This is a genomic window from Bacillus sp. FSL M7-0307, assembly GCF_038627835.1.
Classification (GTDB): domain Bacteria; phylum Bacillota; class Bacilli; order Bacillales; family Bacillaceae; genus Bacillus; species Bacillus altitudinis.
In genome coordinates this window covers 1,981,834-2,003,639 of record NZ_CP152023.1, presented here as the reverse complement: position 1 = coordinate 2,003,639, position 21,806 = coordinate 1,981,834, and the positions used below count along the sequence as shown (strand labels likewise).

At 39.7% G+C, this 21,806-nt stretch carries 24 protein-coding genes; 17 read left to right on the top strand and 7 right to left on the bottom strand.

The genetic code is table 11. The annotated features are described in order from the left end of the window. Positions 1 to 48 precede the first annotated feature (48 nt). Positions 49 to 633 (top strand): xanthine phosphoribosyltransferase, encoded by a 585-nt coding sequence (gene xpt / locus MHI41_RS10110; protein WP_008346333.1) that lies wholly within the window; start codon positions 49 to 51, stop codon positions 631 to 633. Beyond that, on the top strand, positions 630 to 1,949 hold the full coding sequence (gene pbuX / locus MHI41_RS10105; protein WP_007500846.1) for a xanthine permease PbuX: 1,320 nt from the start codon (positions 630 to 632) through the stop codon (positions 1,947 to 1,949). Before xpt ends, pbuX begins: the two co-directional genes overlap by 4 nt. A 65-nt stretch (positions 1,950 to 2,014) precedes the next feature. Here pbuX and MHI41_RS10100 read toward each other — a convergent pair whose 3' ends face one another. Then, entirely contained in the window at positions 2,015 to 2,869 is an 855-nt protein-coding gene (locus MHI41_RS10100; protein ID WP_342494173.1) for a polysaccharide deacetylase family protein, read from the bottom strand. A gap of 803 nt (positions 2,870 to 3,672) precedes the next feature. On the opposite strand from MHI41_RS10100, the gene MHI41_RS10095 reads away from it, so the two are divergent. The 7 genes from MHI41_RS10095 (at position 3,673) to MHI41_RS10065 (ending at position 11,471) form a co-directional block, all read left to right on the top strand. After that, on the top strand, positions 3,673 to 4,179 hold the full coding sequence (locus MHI41_RS10095; protein WP_272511649.1) for a GrpB family protein: 507 nt from the start codon (positions 3,673 to 3,675) through the stop codon (positions 4,177 to 4,179). 319 nt (positions 4,180 to 4,498) lie between these two features. Continuing rightward, entirely contained in the window at positions 4,499 to 5,596 is a 1,098-nt protein-coding gene (locus MHI41_RS10090; protein ID WP_342494172.1) for a 3-oxoacyl-[acyl-carrier-protein] synthase III C-terminal domain-containing protein, read from the top strand. After that, positions 5,596 to 6,105 (top strand): isoprenylcysteine carboxylmethyltransferase family protein, encoded by a 510-nt coding sequence (locus MHI41_RS10085; RefSeq protein WP_017367476.1) that lies wholly within the window; start codon positions 5,596 to 5,598, stop codon positions 6,103 to 6,105. The genes MHI41_RS10090 and MHI41_RS10085 overlap by 1 nt, the downstream gene beginning before the upstream one ends. A gap of 64 nt (positions 6,106 to 6,169) precedes the next feature. Continuing rightward, a complete protein-coding gene (gene fbpC / locus MHI41_RS10080; RefSeq protein ID WP_306172627.1) occupies positions 6,170 to 6,277 on the top strand; it encodes a Fur-regulated basic protein FbpC in 108 nt (35 codons plus the stop codon). Between the two features lie 132 nt (positions 6,278 to 6,409). Continuing rightward, the gene (locus tag MHI41_RS10075; protein ID WP_342494171.1) at positions 6,410 to 10,003 is read left to right on the top strand and encodes a dynamin family protein; all 3,594 of its coding nucleotides are present in this window, start codon (positions 6,410 to 6,412) and stop codon (positions 10,001 to 10,003) included. Positions 10,004 to 10,044: 41 nt separating this feature from the next. Next, positions 10,045 to 10,308, top strand: coding sequence for a YpbS family protein (locus MHI41_RS10070; protein WP_008346351.1), 264 nt, complete (start codon positions 10,045 to 10,047; stop codon positions 10,306 to 10,308). Positions 10,309 to 10,583: 275 nt separating this feature from the next. Then, positions 10,584 to 11,471: a 5'-3' exonuclease gene (locus MHI41_RS10065; RefSeq protein ID WP_317327517.1), complete on the top strand. Its 888-nt coding sequence runs from the start codon at positions 10,584 to 10,586 to the stop codon at positions 11,469 to 11,471. Between the two features lie 40 nt (positions 11,472 to 11,511). Here MHI41_RS10065 and MHI41_RS10060 read toward each other — a convergent pair whose 3' ends face one another. The 3 genes from MHI41_RS10060 to MHI41_RS10050 are packed head-to-tail and all read right to left on the bottom strand — an operon-like array spanning position 11,512 to position 12,767. After that, positions 11,512 to 11,637: a hypothetical protein gene (locus MHI41_RS10060; protein ID WP_008346357.1), complete on the bottom strand. Its 126-nt coding sequence runs from the start codon at positions 11,635 to 11,637 to the stop codon at positions 11,512 to 11,514. Positions 11,638 to 11,680: 43 nt separating this feature from the next. Continuing rightward, positions 11,681 to 12,076, bottom strand: coding sequence for a reverse transcriptase-like protein (locus tag MHI41_RS10055; RefSeq protein ID WP_008346359.1), 396 nt, complete (start codon positions 12,074 to 12,076; stop codon positions 11,681 to 11,683). A gap of 1 nt (position 12,077) precedes the next feature. Continuing rightward, a complete protein-coding gene (locus MHI41_RS10050) occupies positions 12,078 to 12,767 on the bottom strand; it encodes a queuosine precursor transporter (RefSeq protein ID WP_342494170.1) in 690 nt (229 codons plus the stop codon). Between the two features lie 94 nt (positions 12,768 to 12,861). Here MHI41_RS10050 and MHI41_RS10045 point away from each other — a divergent pair, with 94 nt between their 5' ends. From MHI41_RS10045 to MHI41_RS10035, 3 genes are all read left to right on the top strand, one after another. Continuing rightward, positions 12,862 to 13,533 (top strand): ribonuclease H family protein, encoded by a 672-nt coding sequence (locus MHI41_RS10045; RefSeq protein ID WP_017367474.1) that lies wholly within the window; start codon positions 12,862 to 12,864, stop codon positions 13,531 to 13,533. A gap of 1 nt (position 13,534) precedes the next feature. Further along, positions 13,535 to 13,717: a zinc-finger domain-containing protein gene (locus MHI41_RS10040; RefSeq protein WP_008346366.1), complete on the top strand. Its 183-nt coding sequence runs from the start codon at positions 13,535 to 13,537 to the stop codon at positions 13,715 to 13,717. 171 nt (positions 13,718 to 13,888) lie between these two features. Next, complete coding sequence (locus MHI41_RS10035) at positions 13,889 to 14,071, top strand: hypothetical protein (RefSeq protein ID WP_008346368.1); 183 nt, start codon at positions 13,889 to 13,891, stop codon at positions 14,069 to 14,071. Positions 14,072 to 14,122: 51 nt separating this feature from the next. Here the strand turns inward: MHI41_RS10035 and cspD are convergent, their stop codons facing one another. Further along, positions 14,123 to 14,323 (bottom strand): cold-shock protein CspD, encoded by a 201-nt coding sequence (gene cspD / locus MHI41_RS10030; protein ID WP_003215784.1) that lies wholly within the window; start codon positions 14,321 to 14,323, stop codon positions 14,123 to 14,125. A gap of 267 nt (positions 14,324 to 14,590) precedes the next feature. Here cspD and MHI41_RS10025 point away from each other — a divergent pair, with 267 nt between their 5' ends. Beyond that, positions 14,591 to 15,292, top strand: coding sequence for an AIM24 family protein (locus tag MHI41_RS10025; protein ID WP_017359709.1), 702 nt, complete (start codon positions 14,591 to 14,593; stop codon positions 15,290 to 15,292). A 35-nt stretch (positions 15,293 to 15,327) separates the two neighbouring features. Here the strand turns inward: MHI41_RS10025 and MHI41_RS10020 are convergent, their stop codons facing one another. Together MHI41_RS10020 and metA are read right to left on the bottom strand one after the other, a co-directional pair. Continuing rightward, positions 15,328 to 16,479, bottom strand: a complete 1,152-nt coding sequence (locus tag MHI41_RS10020; RefSeq protein WP_007500831.1) for a diglucosyl diacylglycerol synthase — start codon at positions 16,477 to 16,479, stop codon at positions 15,328 to 15,330. A gap of 228 nt (positions 16,480 to 16,707) precedes the next feature. Next, positions 16,708 to 17,616, bottom strand: a complete 909-nt coding sequence (gene metA, locus MHI41_RS10015) for a homoserine O-succinyltransferase (RefSeq protein WP_008346374.1) — start codon at positions 17,614 to 17,616, stop codon at positions 16,708 to 16,710. A 138-nt stretch (positions 17,617 to 17,754) separates the two neighbouring features. Between metA and MHI41_RS10010 the strand changes: the two genes are divergently transcribed. From MHI41_RS10010 to MHI41_RS09995, 4 genes are all read left to right on the top strand, one after another. Further along, the gene (locus MHI41_RS10010) at positions 17,755 to 19,437 is read left to right on the top strand and encodes a formate--tetrahydrofolate ligase (protein WP_017359707.1); all 1,683 of its coding nucleotides are present in this window, start codon (positions 17,755 to 17,757) and stop codon (positions 19,435 to 19,437) included. 74 nt (positions 19,438 to 19,511) lie between these two features. Continuing rightward, positions 19,512 to 19,994 carry a glutathione peroxidase gene (locus MHI41_RS10005; protein ID WP_007500827.1) on the top strand — a complete coding sequence of 161 codons (483 nt, stop codon included), beginning with the start codon at positions 19,512 to 19,514 and terminating at the stop codon, positions 19,992 to 19,994. 2 nt (positions 19,995 to 19,996) lie between these two features. After that, positions 19,997 to 20,620: an HD domain-containing protein gene (locus MHI41_RS10000; protein ID WP_039165605.1), complete on the top strand. Its 624-nt coding sequence runs from the start codon at positions 19,997 to 19,999 to the stop codon at positions 20,618 to 20,620. A 30-nt stretch (positions 20,621 to 20,650) separates the two neighbouring features. Continuing rightward, a complete protein-coding gene (locus tag MHI41_RS09995; RefSeq protein ID WP_282833903.1) occupies positions 20,651 to 21,790 on the top strand; it encodes a conserved virulence factor C family protein in 1,140 nt (379 codons plus the stop codon). Positions 21,791 to 21,806 lie beyond the last annotated feature (16 nt).

Sequence of the window (21,806 nt, the reverse complement as noted above, 5' to 3'; positions counted from 1 at the left end):
TTTTTATGCAAAAAAATGAAAGTTGCTAATATGCTGGGAGGAAGAATGATGGAATTGTTACGTCAAAAGATCGAGAACGAAGGAATCGTTCTGTCAAATCAAGTGCTAAAGGTAGATGCTTTTTTAAATCATCAAATTGATCCTGTGTTGATGCATGAGATCGGTCAAGAGTTTGCTAGATTATTTAAGCATGATGGGATTACTAAAATTATCACGATCGAATCTTCTGGTATTGCACCTGCTGTCATGGCTGGACTTGCCCTTCATGTGCCAGTTGTTTTTGCCCGAAAGCGGCAATCACTGACTTTAACGGATAACCTTTTGACAGCAAGTGTGTATTCTTTTACCAAAAAAGTAGAAAGTACGATCGCTGTCTCTAACACTCACCTTAGTGAGGATGATTGTGTGTTAATTATCGATGACTTTTTAGCAAATGGAGAAGCAGCTAAGGGACTAGCCGCAATCGCAAAGCAAGCGAAAGCAAAAGTAGCTGGTTTTGGAATTGTCATCGAGAAATCATTCCAGCCTGGAAGAAAAGAGCTTGTGCAAATGGGCTATAGAGTCGAGTCACTCGCACGTATCGAATCGCTCGAGGAAGGAAAAGTCACGTTTGTACGCGAGGTACAATCATGAGTGCCGCTAAAAAAGCTAAAACCCTTTCGCTAGGGATACAGCATGTACTGGCGATGTATGCAGGTGCGGTTCTTGTCCCGCTCATTGTTGGAGATGCGCTTGGGCTCACGCCAGCCCAGCTGACGTACTTAATTTCGGCGGATATTTTCATGTGCGGTGCCGCCACACTGCTTCAAGTATGGAAAAACCGCTTTTTTGGCATCGGTTTGCCTGTTGTACTAGGCTGTACATTTACTGCGGTATCTCCTATGATTGCGATTGGCTCTAAATATGGAATTTCGTCTATATATGGAAGTATTATCGCCGCAGGGTGTATTGTCATTGCTCTTTCATTTTTCTTTGGGAAGCTTGTGAAATTCTTCCCGCCCGTTGTCACAGGTTCCGTTGTCACGATCATTGGAATTACCTTAATTCCGGTCGCCATGAACAATATGGCAGGTGGTGAAGGAAGTGCAGACTATGGTTCTTTTGAGAATCTTGGACTTGCTTTTCTTGTATTGTTTATCATTGTCCTTCTCTATCGATTTACAAAGGGATTCATGAAAGCCATTGCCATCTTAATCGGCATTCTACTCGGAACAGCAGTTGCTGCTTTCTTAGGGAAGGTGGAGACGGCAGAAGTGGCGAATGCACAAGTTTTCCGCATCATTGAGCCTTTTTACTTTGGGTTGCCTACTTTTGAATTTGCACCAATCATGACAATGACATTAGTTGCCATTGTGTCATTAGTCGAATCAACGGGTGTATACTTTGCGCTCGGAGATTTAACGAATCGTTCATTAAAAGAGAAGGATTTAGCAAAGGGATATCGTGCAGAGGGAATTGCCGTCTTATTAGGCGGTATCTTCAACGCTTTTCCATACACAGCCTACTCCCAAAACGTTGGATTGATCCAGTTAACAGGTGTGAAGAAAAATCAGGTCATTGTGGTGACAGGGGTATTATTAATGGTATTTGGCCTTTTTCCTAAAATCGCGGCATTTACAACGATTATTCCAAAGTCCGTTCTAGGCGGTGCAATGGTCGCCATGTTTGGGATGGTCATTGCGTACGGGATTAAAATGCTCTCGCGCGTCGATTTTGCAAAACAAGAAAACTTGCTCATTGTCGCATGCTCAGTTGGCATCGGGCTAGGAGTAACGGTTGTACCGCAAATGTTTGAGCATTTGCCAGAATCGATTAAATTGTTAACAAGTAACGGAATTGTCGCCGGAAGCTTTACCGCTATTTTGCTTCATATTATTTATCACATGATTCCTTTTAAAAAAGAAACAGAGCAGGAGCTAATGGAAGAACCTAAGCAATCTGTTATGTAATCACTTCTCTTTGGAGAGCTGAAAGCCCGCATCCTTTGGATACGGGCTTATTGTGATTAGCGCTATTAATGTTGTACCGGCGGCATTGTTTCGTTAATGACTGCAAATGTATAGCCCCTTGCTTTTAGTTGTGTAATCAGGCTATCTAAATAGTTCGTGGTAGAGGGTTGATCATGCATTAAAATAACTTTTGGTTCCCATGGTTTATTTTTCTCAAACATTTGCAGTTGATTCAATACCTCTTGAACATATTGTGAGTTTTTATATCTCCAGTCAAGGCTATCAATCGTCCAATCCCAGTAAATAAAGCCATATTGGTTTAAGCGTACTTTTTGATCATATGTTAAATTTGGAACACTGCCATAAGGTATTCTCACAAGACGGGTGTAAACGCCTGTAACAGAAGCAAGAATGCGCTGAGCTTCTCTCATTTCATTTGCGGGAGACTCACTGTTTTGATAAAAGCGGTTTATATCATGCGTCATGCCATGAAGCCCTAATTGATGTCCTTCTTGATAAAGTCTTTTCACAGCTGCTTGGTGAGCTTGGATTTGCGGTCCAAGCATGAAGAATGTCGCCTTCACTTGATGTGCTTTTAAGACATTTAACAGCTGATTTGATGTAGCAGAAGGGCCATCATCAAATGTTAAAAAGACCGTTTTATTCGTTGTCTGTTGGTTTGGATTGGTCTTAAATTGTTGATCCAATGTTCTTGTAGAATGATCTTTTGCTTTCAGACTGATACTTGTGTCTCGGAAGTCACTGCTAGTAACAATTGTTGCTTGCCCATTTGTCGCCTGCAAATGGGGTTTAGACATATCCCAGATAAAAAAGAGAAACAGTGTAAGAAGCACTAAACCAATTATCTTCGAGAGAAATATCGTGTTGTAGGGTGTTTGTTTTTTGGACACCTTTTTCATGACAATCACTCCAGTCAATTAAATTTTGTGCCGAATCATGTAGTAGATTCTGTCTTTTTTCACTGTTTTTCATGGTGTTCATATTGATTAAGTATACAGGAAAAAAACACCTTTTCATATATAATTATCAAATAAATTAGCATTTTATGGTTATTTATTTGTGTTGATCAGAAAAAAAGGTGATCCATCCATGTTTAAATGAAATAATTCTGAATATGATCGAAACGTTGATATTTATACGCTAAGATAGCAACAGATTTAACCATTAATGCGAAGTGAAAGGAGATTCCGTATGAAAGTGTTGTAAAATGCCGATTTCATTGAAAAAAAGGATGCTCATGTGGATATTGGAGATAGAGGCTATCAATCGCGAAATACATAGAGAAAAGCTCTTACCGTACAAAATAAAGAAGAAACAAAAGAAAGCAAAGTCAGTACAACTGAATCAGAGATTGGCTACTATGTAAAAGGTGAACGTGAAAAGTCATTTGCTTATTCCTTTCATACAGCACTTTTACTTGAAGTAAAGGTGGGGTTTGTCTACGGTCAGCACTTTTCATTTGAGAGGTGTTTTTTTGCATAAAGCTATGTTAACTAACTCTATTAATAATCATTTTTGTTCTTTAGATATAAAATAAGATGAGAGTGAATTGTTAAGAATCGTATTGAATGACATCAACCAAGAAATAGATCTAAACGAATAGGATGATTATTGAAATCTGTCTGCTCTCTCCATATGGTACTTATGATAAAGTTGGTTTATTAACATTCTCCAAATGGGTGTTAAAAGGTGGGATAAGTAAATGTTAGGATTACCAAGAGGGGAAGTTTTTTTAGTACCTTGGTCTATGGAGTGGAAAAACGAATATGAAAAAGAAAAGCGCCAGATAATAGCTGATATTGGTCCATACATAGTGAATGTACATCATATTGGAAGTACGGCAGTAAAAGGTTTAAGCGCTAAGCCAATTATTGATATTGCAATTGAAATAGAACATTTTTTTGATGGAGAAAAATGTGTAATAGCGTTGGAAGGACTCGGTTACTTATATAAAGGAACAAACGTATTACCTGAAAGACACTACTTTAATAAAGGAGAACCACGAACACATCAAATCCATATGTACCAAAGACATAATAAGTATTTACTTGAACAGTTAAATTTCAGAGATTACTTGAGAAATAATGAGCAAGCTAGAAATGAGTACCAACAGCTTAAACTTAAATTATCAAGTTTACATGTAAATGACAAACACAAATACGCACATGAAAAAACTGATTTTATTAAGTCAATCCTTGAAAAGATTTAGGTGAGGGTTTGCTCTTTAGATGTTCTTAAGAGAGGTCATTCACAGAGGAACTCCCAATTAACGGAGTTCTTTTATTTTTCATTAAATCAACATTATTTTTGAACTTAAATTGCATAAAAAAAGCAGGTTCGCTTGGCTTGGAACGAACCTGTGAAGGAGGAAAACTACATCATGTTTTCACCTATATTATCCAATATTTATCAATTGTCGTCAAGACAAAAAGTTAGACGGAGGAAAATATTTTGACTGAATTGTGTCGTTTTGGCATGTATATCCTTTTTTTGATTGGGGATATTAACCGAAAAAAGAGGTGAAGCCGATGGCATACATTCTTTCAGTTGGAACAAGTCTGCCAAAACATCATGTGGATCAGCAAGCAGCTGCTCAATTTGCAAGATCTCAATTTAAACGATCGTTTAAAGACATTGATCGACTATTAAAAGCTTTTAATAATGGCGAAATAGAGAGCAGGCAGTTTGTCCAGCCTATTGATTGGTATCAAGAACATCACACTTTTGAAGAGAAAAATAATCTCTATGTCGAAAAAGCATTGGCTCATGCGAAAGAAGCCGTTTTTCACTGTCTGCATGAAACAGCATTTCTTACAAAGCCAGTTCCTTTTGATGAGATTGATGCTTTGTTTTTCATCTCCAGTACAGGGTTATCAACGCCAAGTCTTGATGCAAAGCTGATGAATGTTCTTCCATTTTCTCCTTATACGAAACGAGTGCCAATTTGGGGGTTAGGCTGCGGGGGCGGGGCGGCAGGCTTATCCCGAGCTTATGAATACATCAGGGCGTATCCAGAAGCGAAAGTGCTAGTTGTTGCCTGCGAGCTTTGCAGCCTCACTTTTCAGCCGCAAGATCAATCAAAAAGCAATTTAATTGGAACCTCACTGTTCGGTGACGGGACTGCGGCCGTTCTTTTAACTGGAGAAAAGTCCGCCTCTAAGTATACGCGGTTAAAAACAGTACCTAAAGTGCTTGGCACGCAGTCAGTGACCATGAAAGATTCTGAGGATGTGATGGGATGGGATTTTACCGCCGACGGATTTCGGGTCATCTTCTCACGTGATATTCCGTCCATCATTTCTGGGTGGTTAAAAGAGCAAGTGGATCAATTTTTACATCAGCTAGGGTTTTCAACAGAGGATGTATCCGTTTTTCTTGCTCACCCTGGAGGAAAAAAAGTGATTGATGCCTATCTTGAAAGCCTATCTTTACAAGATCATCAGCTATTTTCTTCAAAAGAGGTTCTGAAACAGCATGGAAACATGTCCTCTGCCACCGTTTTATATGTGATAAAGCATTTTCTTGAACATCAGTCACTAGATGCAGGACAGGTGGGGCTTTGCGGAGCACTTGGTCCAGGCTTTTCGTCAGAATTATTGCTCATGAAATGGGAGGGGCTCTCGTGATGATTTTCTGGATAGTGATTGGCATTTTCATTTGTCAGCGCCTCATTGAAATGCTTGTGGCGAAAAGAAATGAAAAGAAGGTGAAGGCGATCGGAGCGATCGAATTTGGTGCAAGCCATTATCCTTATATGGTCGCTATGCATGCAGCATTTTTCCTCTCGCTTATTGGAGAGACATGGCTGCTGCATCGTCAACCGTCTCGTTTTTTCCTATTGCTGCTTGTGTTCCTGCTTGCTACCCAGGTGATTCGGTACTGGGCACTATGTTCACTTGGGACGTATTGGAATACAAAAATCTTAGTCGTTCCAAATGCGATGATTGTGAAAAAGGGGCCGTATCGCTGGTTAAAGCATCCTAACTATGTGGTGGTGGCGATTGAACTGATGTTCATTCCGCTGCTATTTAACGCATTTATTACTGCCATTTTGTTTACTTGTTTAAATGGATGGATGATGATGGTCAGAATACAAACAGAAGAAAAAGCACTGAATCAATATTTACTAAATTAATATTGAAAATCATTATCAATTGTGCTACACTTTCATTAATGATAAACATTCTCAATCATGAAGGATGGACGGTGATCACATGACAATGATTTTCTTACTCGGTACGGTCTGTGTATACAGCTTATTGATTGGCTTCGTATTAAAAGGTGTTTCAAAAAAATCTGCTTCCTGATTGCAGTCCATTGTGACTGATCGGGCAGCAGATTTTTTTTATTTCCTCAGATCAGAAGAAAAATCTCTTTATTTTGTGTAAAATGGTACACATACATAACTGACTTTTCTAAAAACAAAGGGGTTTATCGTCATGAAAGACTTGTCTATTCGAGATTCGCTCGTTCAAACTACAGGTGCTTTATATCAAAGCCTTCTGAAAAGGGATGATCACGAGCGCGCAGCCAAACTTGCATCTATTATGAAAAAGGAAGCTGAAGAAGAAGTGTATATCGCATTTACCGGCCACTATTCTGCTGGTAAGTCATCACTAGTGAATCATCTTCTTCATGATCACATCCTACCCACAAGCCCAATTCCAACGAGTGCAAACTTGGTTGTTGTCAGGAAAGGGGTCAGTGAAGTTCAGCTCCATACGTCTGATGGACGTTTTGCAAAAATGAGCGGTTCTTATGATAAAGAAGCGGTGCAGCGTTTTTGTAAAGATGGGGAACAAATTGAGATGGTGGAAATTAGCGGTGATTATAGTGGACTTGAAGAAAAAGTGGCACTCATCGATACACCGGGAATTGATTCAACGGATCATGCGCACTTTTTATCCGCCGCTTCTATTCTTCATCAAGCGGATGCTCTTTTTTATGTCGTTCATTATAACCATGTCCATTCTGAAGAAAACATTCGCTTCATTCGCTCGATTAAAGAGAAAGTGCCTAATCTTTATTTCATCGTCAATCAAGTGGATCGGCATGATGAACAAGAGACAACTTTTGAAGACTACAAAAAACAAATCGTTGAGATGCTTTTAAAAGAAGGCATTGAAGAAGAACATCTATATTTTACTTCTGTGACGGATGAGGCACACCCAAAAAACGAAATGATCCGTTTAGTGAAGAAACTACAAGAATTACAAACCATGCCTAAAGCATCGCTTCGAGCCTATACAGAGCAGAAAATTGAACATGTTTTAAAAGAACATATGGACTCGTTAAAAGAAGAACTGCATGAAGAGGACCTTGACGCGCAGCTTCAAGAAAAAAGGAATGAAGTGAAAGAACTAGAAGAGAAACGCCGATTTATTGAAAATGGTGCAAAGCAGGTAGAAGATGAAGTGTCTTCTGAAGTAGAGAACATCTTAAAAAATGCAAACCTCACGCCATTTAAGATGCGAGAGCTTGCAAGTGACTATATCGAATCGAAAGCACCTGGCTTTAAAGTGGGTTTACTTTTTGCAAAAAATAAAACCGAGCAGGAAAAGGAAAAGCGGGCAAATGATTTCTTAGCAGATGTAAAAAAGAGAATGAAAGCGGAAGTTGACTGGCACATTGCCGAGCTCCTTAAAAAAGAAATAAAACAGCATCAGCTTGGCGAAGCGTTATTAGACAAAGCCATGGCATTTGAGACACCTATTGAAGAATCCGTGCTTGAAAAGGTCATTCACCAAGGGGCAACTTTTTCTAACGAATACGTTCTTCAATATGCGAAAGATGCTGGTGAAGCATTGAAAAGACAGGCAAAACAGCAAGCGCTTCAATTGATTGAACAGATGATTGAGACCTTGAAAGACCAGCTCCGGAATGAACAAGAGAAGCAAGAGGAAAAATGGAAACAAGCGAAACAAGAGCTTCAGAGCCTTGAGGGGTACAACGAAAAAAATGAAAAAATAAGACTAGATATTCAGCATATATGGGATATTTGGCAAAACGGAACGGATGAACATATCCCGGGTGACTGGTTTTATGCGAAAAAGCAATGGATGCAGCACGACCAGCTGGAGAAGAATCACGCATCAATTCATGCTGAAGAGAGCGATCTAGCTGCTGAACGCACACAGCGCAATCAATACCGTCAATCGCAGCATTTAACGACAGCACAATCGATTGCACAATTTAAAGAGCTTTCCCGCATTTTATCGCCTTTAGATATTCTAAAGTCTCAAAGAGATTCCTTTGAAAAACGAACAGAACGGCTGCAAGCAAAAGAATTTACACTCGCATTATTTGGCGCTTTTAGTTCTGGAAAATCTTCTTTTGCCAATGCGCTTGTTGGACGGAAGGTGTTACCATCATCTCCTACGCCAACAACTGCAACAATTAACAAACTGACACGACCTACGGAAGATCATCCTCATGAAAGTGTCAAAGTGGTGTTTAAAACCAAGCAGGACATTCTAGAGGAACTCGATCAGATTCTTGGATTTTCGATCACAACAGAAAAAGGAGATTCGTTTAAGGCAAAGCTGGAAAGAGTGCTGAAAAAACGGCAGCTCGAACAGGATCACCGAATCATTGTAGAACATTTTCTACAAGCCTATGCCAAGTTTCATGATGACATTGACAACCAAACCAATTTACATGTCACACTTCAAGAATTAAAGCCTTATGTAGCGGAAGAATCTGTTTCTTGTGTGGTGAAGGAAGTGACGGTGTATTTAAGTACACCTCTGACAGATAAAGGGCTGACGATTGTCGATACACCAGGTGCAAGCAGTATGAATAAGCGTCATACAGAAATCGCCTTCCAGTATATGAAGGATGCAGACGCCCTTCTTTATTTAACGTATTATCAGCATTCTTTTTCAAAAGCTGATCGCTCATTTTTACGGAAGCTTGGACTCGTAAAAGATTCCTTTAGCATGGATAAAATGTTCTTTATCATCAATGCAGCTGATTTGGCTAAGGATCAAGCAGAGCTTGAAACCGTATTTGACTATGTACGAAGCGAGCTCACAAAAGAAGGCATCCGCAATCCAAACCTGCATCATGTGTCTAGTAAGGAAGAGATCGAGGGGAAAGAGCCGACATCTTATAATCAATATGCAACACTGAGAAAACAGCTCGACTATTTTATTGAGGAAGAATTAACGAAAGATGCCATTGAACTTTTGCATTTTGAAGCTAATACATTATGTACAACGGTCGATAGACTACGTGCGACCTTGCATCAATCAGAAGATGAGAAAGAAGCTGAAAAGAAAAACATCAAGACATCCTATGAAGCCATTCTCGAAAAAATGCAAGATGTGAAACGGTCTAAGCTTGTGACCGAAAGCGTAAAAAAAGACGTGCATGAACAGCTCTATCATATTGTACAGCGGCTTTCATTATTTGCGAATGATCTATTAAAGTCGGCTTTTTATCCTGGCATATCTCAAGGGAATTTTGGTCAGCAGTTAAAAAAGGCACTTGAGAAAGCGTTAAAGGAGTATGAATTTGAATTTGTGCAGGAGCTCAAGGCACTTGATATCCGAATGGAATCGTTTATCCACCATTATTTCCAGGAGGAGTGGGAAAAAGGGATGCAGGCTGTATGTGCGGAAGATCCTTACTTTTCTCTCAGCCTATCAGCCCCTGAGGAGAAAAACGCTGAGCTAAAACAAATTGAAGTCGAAGCAGAGATTGCACCATTTGAGCCGCTTTTAAAGAAACAAAAATCAGCGAAAGCCTTTTTTGAACAAAATGAAAAGGCTACGTTTATTGAAGCCATTCGAGATGTTCTACATCAAATGACAACACGTTGGGCAGATAACGAAAAAGAAGAGTTGCTGAGCAGATATGAAAAGCTAGTGAAGACCTATACGGAAAGGTACGAACAAGATGCTCTCCAACAGCTCAATGAGCAAAAACAGACATTTATGACGAGCCTTACAACAGATGCTGAAAAACAGGCGATCATTGAACAAGTTTATGAACAAACAAATGAATGGAAGAACCAGTTGAAAACGATATGATTCATGATAGACTATATAAAAAAGAAAGCAGCTGATAGACGATGACGAGCGTACACGAAGAAATTTCTGCACATTCACAGAAACAACATGCCCATATCCAATCTTTTCTTGCACTTGAACAAAAAAGAGAGCAGGCGATTGAATCGGCTGTGAAAAAATGTGAACACAATGAACCATTTTCAACAGATGAGATCAATGCCATTACGTCTAAAATGAATGAGCTTGCCCGAGGCGGAATTGTTCCGCTTCGTAAACATGTCACGATTGAGATGGTGGAGGAATACACCCAGCGTAAACAGAAGTAAAGAGTAACTTTCTCATTTTTGGTCATCTTAACAAATGAACCAGAAAGGGGAATGATCATGGCAAAAAAGCAAAACGTAAAGCAGCAGGAGGAGCGCATGCCGAAGGAAAAAGACATGCCATCCTACGCAGAAGCGGAAACGAAAAAAATGCAATATGGTAAAAAGTAATCGGGCTGCCTCTTCTTTATCAAAAAGAAGAAGGCGCCTTTTTTATGTTCGTTTCGATGTTCTATGATAGAATAGGAGTATTGTTTATAAAAAGGGAGTTTAGATGAATGAATAAACACGTATTACTTGTAGATGGAATGGCCCTTCTTTTTAGGTCGTTTTATGCGACGGCTGTCCATCGCAATTTTATGATAAATGATCGTGGTGTGCCGACAAATGGAGTGAATGGTTATTTGAAGCATTTGTTAACAGCTGTCCAAACATTTGAGCCGACTCATATCGTTTGCTGCTGGGATATGGGAAGCCAGACATACCGGAACGAATTGTTTCAAGATTATAAAGCCAATCGAGGCGAGGCGCCTGTTGAGCTTATCCCGCAGTTTGATTTAGCAAAAGAGGCGACAGAAGAACTTGGGATCATGAATATTGGTGTGACAGGTTTTGAAGCAGATGATTGTATTGGAACGCTTGCATCTATCTATCAAAACGAAGCACGTGTGACCGTCTTAACAGGAGATAAAGATTTGCTGCAGATCTTGAATGAACAAGTGACCGTGGCTTTGATGCAAAAAGGCATCGGGAATTATAAGCATTATACAAAAGCCCTTTTTGAAGAGGAAATGGGCATTTCTCCAAAGGCGCTGATTGATATGAAAGCGCTGATGGGTGATACTAGCGATAATTACCCTGGTGTAAAAGGAATCGGCGAAAAAACAGCATTGAAATTTATTCAAACGTATGAAACGATTGATCGACTGTTAGAAAATGTTCATGCATTAACGGCAGCTCAGCAAAAGAAAATGCAAGCAGGTTTAGAAGATCTGAAGCTTTCTCGTATACTGGCAGAAATTAAATGTGATGTACCACTCAGCTGTCCGATTGATCAAACAAAAATGAACATCAATCCAGAGCGGGTAGCCGCGATGCTGCGCTTGCATCAAATTAAAGGGATCGAACCAATGGTTAACCGCTTAAGTCAATTAGGAATCAGTTAAGGTTGTTCTTACGCAGAAAAGAAACAAAGGGCTACATGTATTAGCCCTTTGTGTTGCTTTTTTTCGCCTTATTTTCTAATTGCGATATTGGCTGTTTATCTTTTGTCTGCGCATCACCTTGAGGAGTCGTTCCGTTTGTGACACGGCCTCTGTTCTCTTTATCCAATTCGTATCACCTCACACATTAGCATAACCAAAAGAAAAGCGATTCATCCTTTTGAAAGGTGAATCGCTTTTCTAGCGAGCTGATCAGCCACTTGATTTTCCTTGCTCGGAATCCACTTAATGAAAAATAAATCAAATTCGCTTTGAAGCTGCAGCATTTCATCGATAAAATGACGAAAAGATGGATTTTTAGCAAATCCTGCATTGGCTGCACGATCCACTACTTGTGAATCTGTGCGGAATGAAACGGTCCGTAATCCTTTTTCTACGCATATTTTCATGCCTTCAATGAGCGCAGAAAACTCTGCTTCATGATTGCTCATGATGCCAAGAGGAATGGAGAAAGACTCAGCTTTTCCGTCATATTTCAAGAAAATGCCGATGCCAGATGGACCTGGGTTTCCGGCACTAGCACCGTCAATATATATTTCAGCTGGCAATTTATTTCCCCCTTTCATCAATTGGAACCATTTTTTTCGCCGCATAGGCATAAGGTGTGCCAATGGCAGCGACGATAAATTTAATCACATAAGTCGTGATGAAAATTTCGATCCATATATGGAATGGGTAGGTCCCAAGAAAGGCAATGGTTGTGAAAACGAGTGTATCAAGCAGCTGGCTAATCATTGTACTCCCCGCATTTCGCAGCCAGAGCGCACCGTCTGAAGGAAATATCCGGCGAATAAACGAATATACATAAACATCTAACATTTGACTGATGATATAAGCAGCAAGACTACCAAGAGCGACCCTTGGCATAAAGCCAAATATCGTTTCTAATGATGATTGGGAAATGTCAGATGGAGCGGGATGGAAAAGCAAAGCCTCCTGCATGACAACAGTTAATGTTAAAAGGGTGGCAAAGCCAATCCAGACAGCTTTTTTCGCTTCGGTTTGTCCATATTTTTCATTGAGGACGTCCGTTGCAAAGAACACACTGCCGTATAAAATGTTGCCAAGTGTTGCCGTTAAGCCAAATAATTCAACGGTTTTGACCACTTGTAAATTGGCAGCAACTGTTGCAAAACCAATCCAGACGAAAAGCCCCATCTTGCCAAATCCTTTATAAAATAGAAGAACAATGATAAAATTAATGATCGCAAATAAGATCCAAATACCTTCTTTAAACAAGTGACATGAACTTCCTTTCTAAATGTAAAATGTAACTTTTTGATTATAGCATAACGAACGTTTACCTTAAAAGTACGGGAAGGCGATGTGATCAATGAAACTAAGAGCACACTATACAATGAAAGTGAAATCGATTGGGTCCATTGCTTTTTTCCAAGAAGATTGGATGGAGCTCAAAGAAGCCTTGCTTTTAGCAAAACATATAGACAAAAAAGAACCGCAGTCACTTCTATCATTTGAAGATGAAAAGGGTGCGATGTGGTCGATGAAAGAACTTGAAAAGCTAAACGAAGAACTTAGGCTTGAACCCGATCAGCTTCAGGTCTATTTTGATGCGAGTTTTCGCAAAGAAACAGGTGATGCTGGGCTTGGAATTGTCGTGTATTATCAGCTCGGACAGGATGCATACCGGTTAAGGAAGAATCAGCCTTTTCAGAGCACCACGAACAATGAGGCAGAGTATGCGGCTTTATTTGAAGCGGTAAAAGCTTTAAAAGAACTGGGAGCCAGCAGAAACTCTGTTACGATTAGAGGAGATTCTCTTGTTGTGATGAATCAGCTCAAAGGGGAATGGCCTTGTTATGATGATATACATAACAAATGGCTCGACCGAATTGAGGCTGCGATCAAAGAGCTGAAGCTCACGCCAACATATGAAGTCATCGATCGTAAACAAAATGCAGAAGCAGATCAGCTTGCCAGACAGATACTTGCAGACGTCCCCATCGAAAGTAAGTTGAAATTAGAAGCAGACGGAGCTGAATAAAGTGGATAAAAAAACAGCAGTAAAAGAATTAACAGATCTTCAAGACACGTATTGTTCAGATTGCTTGATTAAGAAGCACTTTCGCAAAGAATTTGGCAAAAAATACGCGCACTCCTTTTGTATACAGCAATGCACGGTAGGAGAGAAGATCAAACAATACGGGAATGAATTACTCAAAAAATAAGCGTACACTCCGGTTTTCCCCTAGATGTATCATACGCTCACGAAAAAAAACGAATAGAATGTGTAAAAAAAGAACATATTCTGAAAAATGAGCCGATATAACTATAGAAAGTTTTGGTTGAGTTACTTTTTGACTAAGTGACGGATAATAGAGGAAAAGGGGAAGGCCGGCATGGATAATAAGGATTTTGAAACGGTATTACATCGGACATTTCAAGAGGTGTACAGTGATCTAGAGCAACTGGTAGATGTAGCAAAGAAGGGAAGACCTTTTCTCGAAAAAGATATCTCTGAAATTGAACAAAGATTAAAGCAAAATATTTTAGCGATTGAAATTCAGCTGAAAATCAAATAAGAGAGGCATAAGCCTCTCTTTATTTTGTCGTTTCATCATTGATTGAGTTGATTAGATTTTTGTTACGTTTGCAGCTTGAGGTCCACGATTACCTTCAACGATTTCAAAAGAAACTTCTTGTCCTTCTTCTAGAGATTTGTAACCGTCACCTTCGATAGCTGTGAAGTGAACGAATACGTCGTCTCCGCCTTCAACTTCAATGAAGCCGAAACCTTTTTCATTATTGAACCATTTTACTTTACCGTTTTGCATATTGCTTTTTCCTCCTAGTACTGTAGCACACCTTTTGGCATACTAAAAAAAATTTTTCATCACCTAACGACTTAAGCAGTTGTTAAATGATGGTTCCACTATACACCATCAAAAGTAAAGCGTCAAGCAGGCAAGCCAAATTTTGAGCAGAATGTTTGATTTTTTTGTTTTTTTAGTGAATGACATTTATCTATAAAACGTCCTAATCTCATGAAACCTAATGTATAACTTGTCCGTATATAGTAAAAATACAGAAAGAGGTGCGTCATGAATCGTTACACAATTGAGGAGTTTGTTCAGAATACGCAGCAAGAAGACAAAGGGGAAGGGGTCTTCGAACTTGAAACATCAAGATTGTTAGAAATTAATTTAACGGATACCATTTGGGCAAAGACAGGCTCCATGGTTTCATATCGCGGGAAAATAAAGTTTGAACGTGAAGGTGTGTTTGAACACGGTGTGTCAAAGATGTTCAAAAAAATGTTATCAGGAGAAGGAACCTCTTTGATGAAGGCCACAGGTGATGGGAAATTATATGTAGCAGACCAAGGGAAAAAAATCTCGATTCTTCGATTGGCTCAAGGGGAGTCTATTTTCGTTAATGGAAACGACCTGCTCGCATTTGAACCGTCAGTTCGGTGGGATATTAAATTAATGAAAAAGGTATCTGGCATGCTTGCAGGTGGATTATTTAATGTCAAACTTGAAGGACCAGGTCTTGTGGCAATCACAAGTCATTACGAACCGCTGACGCTGATTGTTCAGCCAGGTGATTCTGTTTATACAGATCCGAATGCGACGGTCGCATGGTCAGGAGATTTGCAGACTGAATTTGTGACAGATGTATCGTTCAAAACGTTTATTGGCAGGGGAAGCGGAGAGTCCATTCAAATGAAGTTTAGCGGAAGTGGCTTTGTTGTCGTGCAGCCGTTTGAAGAAGTGTATACAACGAATGGGAATCAAGGTTAAAAGAAAAAAGGTGTCCGTCATTGACGGACACCTTTTTATGATAATGCTTGAGCATACGATTTGTTGCTCATGATTAGATCTGATTGTTCGACGATATCTTCTAAAATGGTTTGAGAAGATTGTTTTAAGTGTAATTTTTTGATGTTTTGTTTCATGGATTCTAACTTTTCTTCGTCTTGCAACAAGTTGGTGACAGATTCTAAAATGTCTTCGTGTCTGTTGATGACAATGGCAGCGCCGTAATCTTCAAAGAAAAGAGCATTTTCTTTTTCTTGTCCTGGAACAGGTTTGTAAAGAATAACTGGGACACCAATTGCTGTTGCTTCTGTTAATGTAATCCCGCCCGGTTTTGTAATCATACAGTCCGTTACTCTGAACAATTCATCAATTTGTTCCACATATCCAAGCGCCTTCAATTGATTTGGGTGTGCTTGTTCAAGTTCGCTAAGCGATTGCTTCAGCGCTGCATTCTTACCGCACACAACAACAATTTGTACTTCACTGTCAAGAAGTAGTGCTTCACACAGTTCCTTCACATTTTTTAGTACACCGTGGGCACCCGCCATAATGAGAAGGACTTTTTTGTCTGATGATAATCCATATTTTTTATAGATGATCGATTTAGGCACGTCTACTTCAAATTGTGGTCTAATCGGAATGCCTGTTACCTTGACATCGCTTGGATGTGTGCCGATTTCTACTAGCTTTTGTTTCACATAATCGGTTGCAACATAGTATCGGTCAATGTTTTCATGTACCCAAATTTTATGAAGACAAAAGTCTGTCATCACATTAAATGTTGGAATGACTTTACCTGTTTTGTTTCGGTATTCAGGTACAACAATCATCGGGAATGTAATGATGATGATATCCGGATTGTGTAATTGAATTAATTCATCAAGACGCTTATTTCCCATCTTTAAATAAATGTTAAATTTGCGTTTATTGTAAATTTTATCTACACCGTAATAAAACAAGCGATAAAATTGTTTCCCAATGGAGAAGCTCTTTAAATATAAATATTGAGTCACTTCGGACACAATGGGATTTGATTCTTGATACAAATTAGAAACTATCACATGTTCAAACCCTTGGGATTTGCATTCATCATACAGTGTTTTTGCAACCTGCATATGTCCATTTCCATAATTTGCGGTCAAGATTAATATTTTTTTATTGGTATTCAAGAATATTCACCTCAAATGTAATCAACAACAACAAAACTTCGTACGAAAACTATAAATCTCATAGGTCTACATATACATAAAGATAACATATAAACAGCGAGAGCATATCATTCGTTACGAAAGAATTAAACTAATTTTAAAAAACAAACAGACTAAATTGATAATGGAAGACAGAGCCATTTGTATTTTAACACATTTTAAGCATTTATCATCAGACTACAGTCTATTTTATTCCCACACATATGGTGTTTCTTGATAAACATAGTAATTAAGCCAATTCATAAACAGCAAAGTAGCATGGGCTTTCCAGCGGTTCACTGGGACTAATGTGTCTCCATCTTCTATGAAATAGTGGACGGGTTTTTTGACTGTATCATGTTTCAACAAATCTCTTTCATATTCCTGCTTCAATGTATCTGTATCGTATTCAGGATGTCCAGTTAAAAATACTTGTTTATCATCATCTGAGACAATTAAACAAACACCAGCTTCCTCAGACGTGCTCAATACTTTTAGATTCGGCGTGTTTTTTAATTGTTCTGTATTAATATCTGTATGCCTAGAATGTGGGACATAGTATACTTCATCGAAACCTCTTACTAATCTTTCTTTTTTCTCTTTGACAAGATGCTCAAAGACACCGAATTTTTTCTCTGGAAGCTTGATTTTTTCAATGCCATAATGATGATATAGACCTGCCTGTGCCCCCCAGCATATATGGAGAGTAGACGTCACATTCGTTTTACTCCAGTCCAAAATGTCCTGCAGTTCTTTCCAATAGGAAACTTCTTCGAAAGCTAAATGCTCAATTGGTGCACCTGTAATGATCATGCCATCAAATTTTTTATGGCGAATCGAGTCAAAGGTCGTATAAAATTCATCTAGATGCTCTCTCGATGTATTCTTCGGTGTATGTGTACTTGGAATCAAAAATGTAAAATACACTTGCAAAGGAGAATTTCCGAGCATTCTCAGCAGCTGCGTTTCAGTTTGTATTTTTTTTGGCATTAAATTTAAGATCACGATATTCAAAGGACGGATATCTTGTTTGAATGCCCTTGTCTCATCCATGACGAAAATGTTTTCGCTCTCTAGTATTTGTTTTGCCGGCAGATGAACTGGTATGTTAATAGGCAACTCGCCACCCCCTGAACCAAAGCTAATTTCACTTCATTATAGGAACTTTCTGGCGATATTTCAATGTTTCAATTATGTTACAATGAAAAATAGAGCAAAAAAGAAAGCTGTTTCTGTCAAAAAAGGAGGCCATTAATCATGATTACAAAGCATTTATCAGATATTGACATTGCCCAAAAGGCAAAGCTGAGACCGATTCAAGACATCGCAGCAAAATTACAAATACATGACGAAGAATTAGAATGCTATGGTTTCACAAAAGCGAAAATATCTTTGACTATTTTTGACCGTTTAAAGGAACAAAAAGAAGGAAATGTGATTCTTGTGACTTCGATCAACCCAACGCCAGCAGGTGAGGGGAAGTCCACTGTAACAGTTGGCCTCGGTCAAGCCTTCGAGAAAATTGGGAAAAAAGCGATTATTGCCATGCGTGAACCTTCACTAGGTCCCACAATGGGTATTAAAGGCGGTGCAGCTGGCGGCGGATATTCACAGGTGTTACCTATGGAAGAAATCAATCTTCATTTCACAGGGGATTTTCATGCGATTACATCTGCACATAACGCTTTATCTGCTTTTATTGATAATCATATCCATCACGGAAATGAGCTTGGGATCGACGCACGCCGAATTGTATGGAAACGAGTGTTAGATTTAAACGATCGTGCTCTAAGACAAGTGGTCGTAGGACTTGGCGGTCAATTAAATGGGTACCCTAGAGAAGATGGATTTGATATTACGGTTGCATCCGAAATGATGGCCATCCTCTGTTTAGCAGACGACTTAAACGATCTAAAAAAACGTCTTTCTTCTATTGTTGTTGCCTACAATCAAGAAGGTGAACCGGTCACAGTTGGAAATCTAGGATATGAAGGCGTATTAACCTTGCTATTAAAAGATGCGCTGAAACCAAACCTTGTTCAAACGATTGAAGGAACTCCAGCCCTTGTTCATGGTGGTCCTTTTGCCAATATTGCACATGGATGCAATAGTTTAATTGCCACAAAAATGGCGGCAAAACTAGCAGATTACGTCGTAACAGAAGCGGGATTTGGTGCAGACCTCGGCGCGGAAAAATTTCTTCACATCAAAACAAGAGCCGGTGATTTTAAACCAGGCGCTGTTGTCATTGTAGCAACTGTCAGGGCGCTAAAAATGCATGGCGGAATGCAGAAAACAGAGCTCAAGGAAGCAAATGCACAGGCTGTATTAGAAGGTATACATAATTTAGAGAAGCATATTGAAACAGTGCAAGCCTTCGGTCTACCATACATCGTAGCAGTGAACCGTTTTATTACCGATACAAAAGAAGAAATTCAAGCAATAGAAAACTGGTGCGAAACGAATGGACATCCAGTCAAAGCCGTCAATGTATGGGAAGAAGGGGGAGCTGGCGGGGTAGCACTTGCCGAAGAGCTCACGACACTCATTGAAAAGAATGAAAACAGCTTTTCTTATTTATATGAGGAGCAAGATTCCATTGAAGAAAAGTTGTCAAAAGTCGCCAAAGTGGTTTATGGTGCAGACGGCGTCAACCTTACATCAAAAGCAAGAAAGCAGCTAGCTGCAATTGAGAAAAATGGCTGGGCCCATTTGCCGGTTTGTATGGCAAAAACGCAATATTCACTATCGGATGATCCAGCTTTAATCGGCAGACCAAAAGGCTTTACCGTTACGATTCGAGAGTTAAAACCATCTGTAGGGGCAGGTTTTATCGTTGCACTAACGGGAAGCATTCTGACCATGCCAGGTCTCCCTAAAAAACCTGCGGCACTTGAGATGGATTTATTAGAAGACGGCAGTGTGACTGGACTCTTTTAGCAGGAAGCATAAAAAGCGATTTTCTAAAAGAAGCATGTTACGATAGGAAAAAGTGAATCCTAGGAGGCTATGAGATGTCAATTTATGATATTCAGGTCAAGACCATTAACGGTCAGGAAAAATCAATGGCAGATTACAAAGGGAAAGTACTGATCATCGTGAACACAGCGAGCAAATGTGGACTGACCCCTCAATTTAAACAATTACAAGAGTTATACGATCAATATCATGAAAAGGGCCTTGAAATTTTAGGATTTCCGTGCAATCAATTTATGAATCAAGAGCCAGAAGGGGAAGAAGCAATTCAAGAATTCTGTTCGTTGAACTATGGTGTGACCTTCCCGATGTTTGCAAAAGTAGATGTCAATGGTGACAATGCGCATCCGCTTTTCAAATACTTAACGAGTCATGCCAAAGGTGTGCTTGGCACAAAAACGGTGAAATGGAATTTCACAAAATTTATCGTTGACCAAAACGGAGAAGTGACTGAACGATTTTCTCCTAAAACACCACCAAAAGAATTAGAAAGCTCCATTATCGCTCTTTTGGAGAAATAAGCATGTATTCGAGTAAGCAGCAAGAACAATTGGAGGCAGCTGCCTCCTTTGTTTCAAAACAGCTAAAGAATGAACCGACTGGACACGATGAAGCTCATATCAATCGTGTGCGCCAGCTTGCCGTCCATATTGCACAACAGGAGGGCGGGTCGCTTTTTGTCATTGAAATGGCAGCGATTGTCCATGATGTCATTGATGACAAGCTGTCTAGTGAATGGAAGCTTTCACCGCATGATCTCAAGCAGCAGCTCCTTTTGTGGGAAGTGGACACGCGAGATATTCGCTATATCATGGATATTATTACAACGATGTCTTTTCGTCACCGGCATATGCAGCATAAGCCAGTGACATTAGAAGGGGCCATTGTTCAAGATGCAGATCGGCTAGATGCGATAGGTGCAACTGGGATTGCAAGGGTGTTTACATATGCAGGTGCAAAAGGGGAGCCTCACTATACAGAGGGTGCTCACCAAGGCACAGTACTTTTGCATATGCAAGAAAAGCTGCTTCAATTAAAAGACTTGATGAACACACGTGCTGGAAAGCAGCTGGCTCATGAGCGGCATGAGTTTATGTGTCTATTTATCAAGACATGGAAAGAAGAATGCGGCCTTACTGATGAGTAGGGTCTTTATGTGTGTAAGGAGGATGTATAGATGAAAATAACTGCCATAGAACCAACGCCAAGCCCGAATACAATGAAAGTCATTTTGACAGAAGCGCTTGCAGGCGGTAAAAGCAATAACTACAAAAAAGATCAAAAAGACGAAGCGCCAGAGATGATCAAGCGCATTTTAACCATTGAAGGTGTAAAAGGTGTTTACCATGTAGCCGATTTCTTAGCGGTTGAGCGTAATGCGAAATTTGATTGGCAAGGTATTTTACAGCAAGTCAGAGAAGCCTTTGGACAAGAAACTGAAGGTCTTCAGGGAGAATCGCAGTCAGGTGATGACACATTTGGAGAAGTCAAAGTGCATGTTCAAATGTTTAATGGGATTCCGATGCAGGTGAAGCTGACAGACGGTGAAAGAGAAGAACGATTTGGAATGCCTGAACGTTTCCAGGCAGCGATTTTAAAGCTAAGAAGCAGTTCAGATAATGTTGTATTTGAACGTGTGTGGAAAGAACATGGCGTACGTTTTGGAGAATTTGCTGATATCGGTCAAGAAGTCACAGAAGAGCTGCAAGCTGCATATGACGACGAGCGTTTATCCCGTTTAACAGAGGCAGTGAAGGAAGGTCAAGAGGCTGTAGATAAACAAGTGAACCGAAAAGCATATGATGTGACAGAAGAGATGCTGCGTGATGAAGATTGGAAGAAACGTTTTGCTCATTTAGAGCAAATGCAGCCAGAGAAAAAAGATATACCTGTTTTAATGAAAGCGATGGAGGATCCAAAAACATCGATTCGCAGACAAGCTGTTGTGAATGCTGGCATGATTGAAGATCCAGACATTTTGCCTATTTTGTATAAAGGGCTTGAAGATAAAACAGTGACAGTTAGAAGAACTGCTGGAGATTGTATTTCGGATCTTGGTGATTCTAGTGCGATTGAAGCGATGATTCAAGCCTTAAAGGACCCAAGTAAGCTTGTCCGCTGGCGTGCGGCCATGTTCCTTTATGAAGAAGGTGACGAAACAGCACTAGAAGCTTTAAAAGAAGCGGAGCAGGACCCTGAATTTGAAGTCAGTCTTCAAGTGAAAATGGCCATCGAACGAATTGAGCACGGAGAAGAAGCAAAAGGCTCTGTGTGGAAGCAAATGACAGAAAGTAGAAAAAATGTATCAGAATCATAAGAAAGACGAGCGGGCT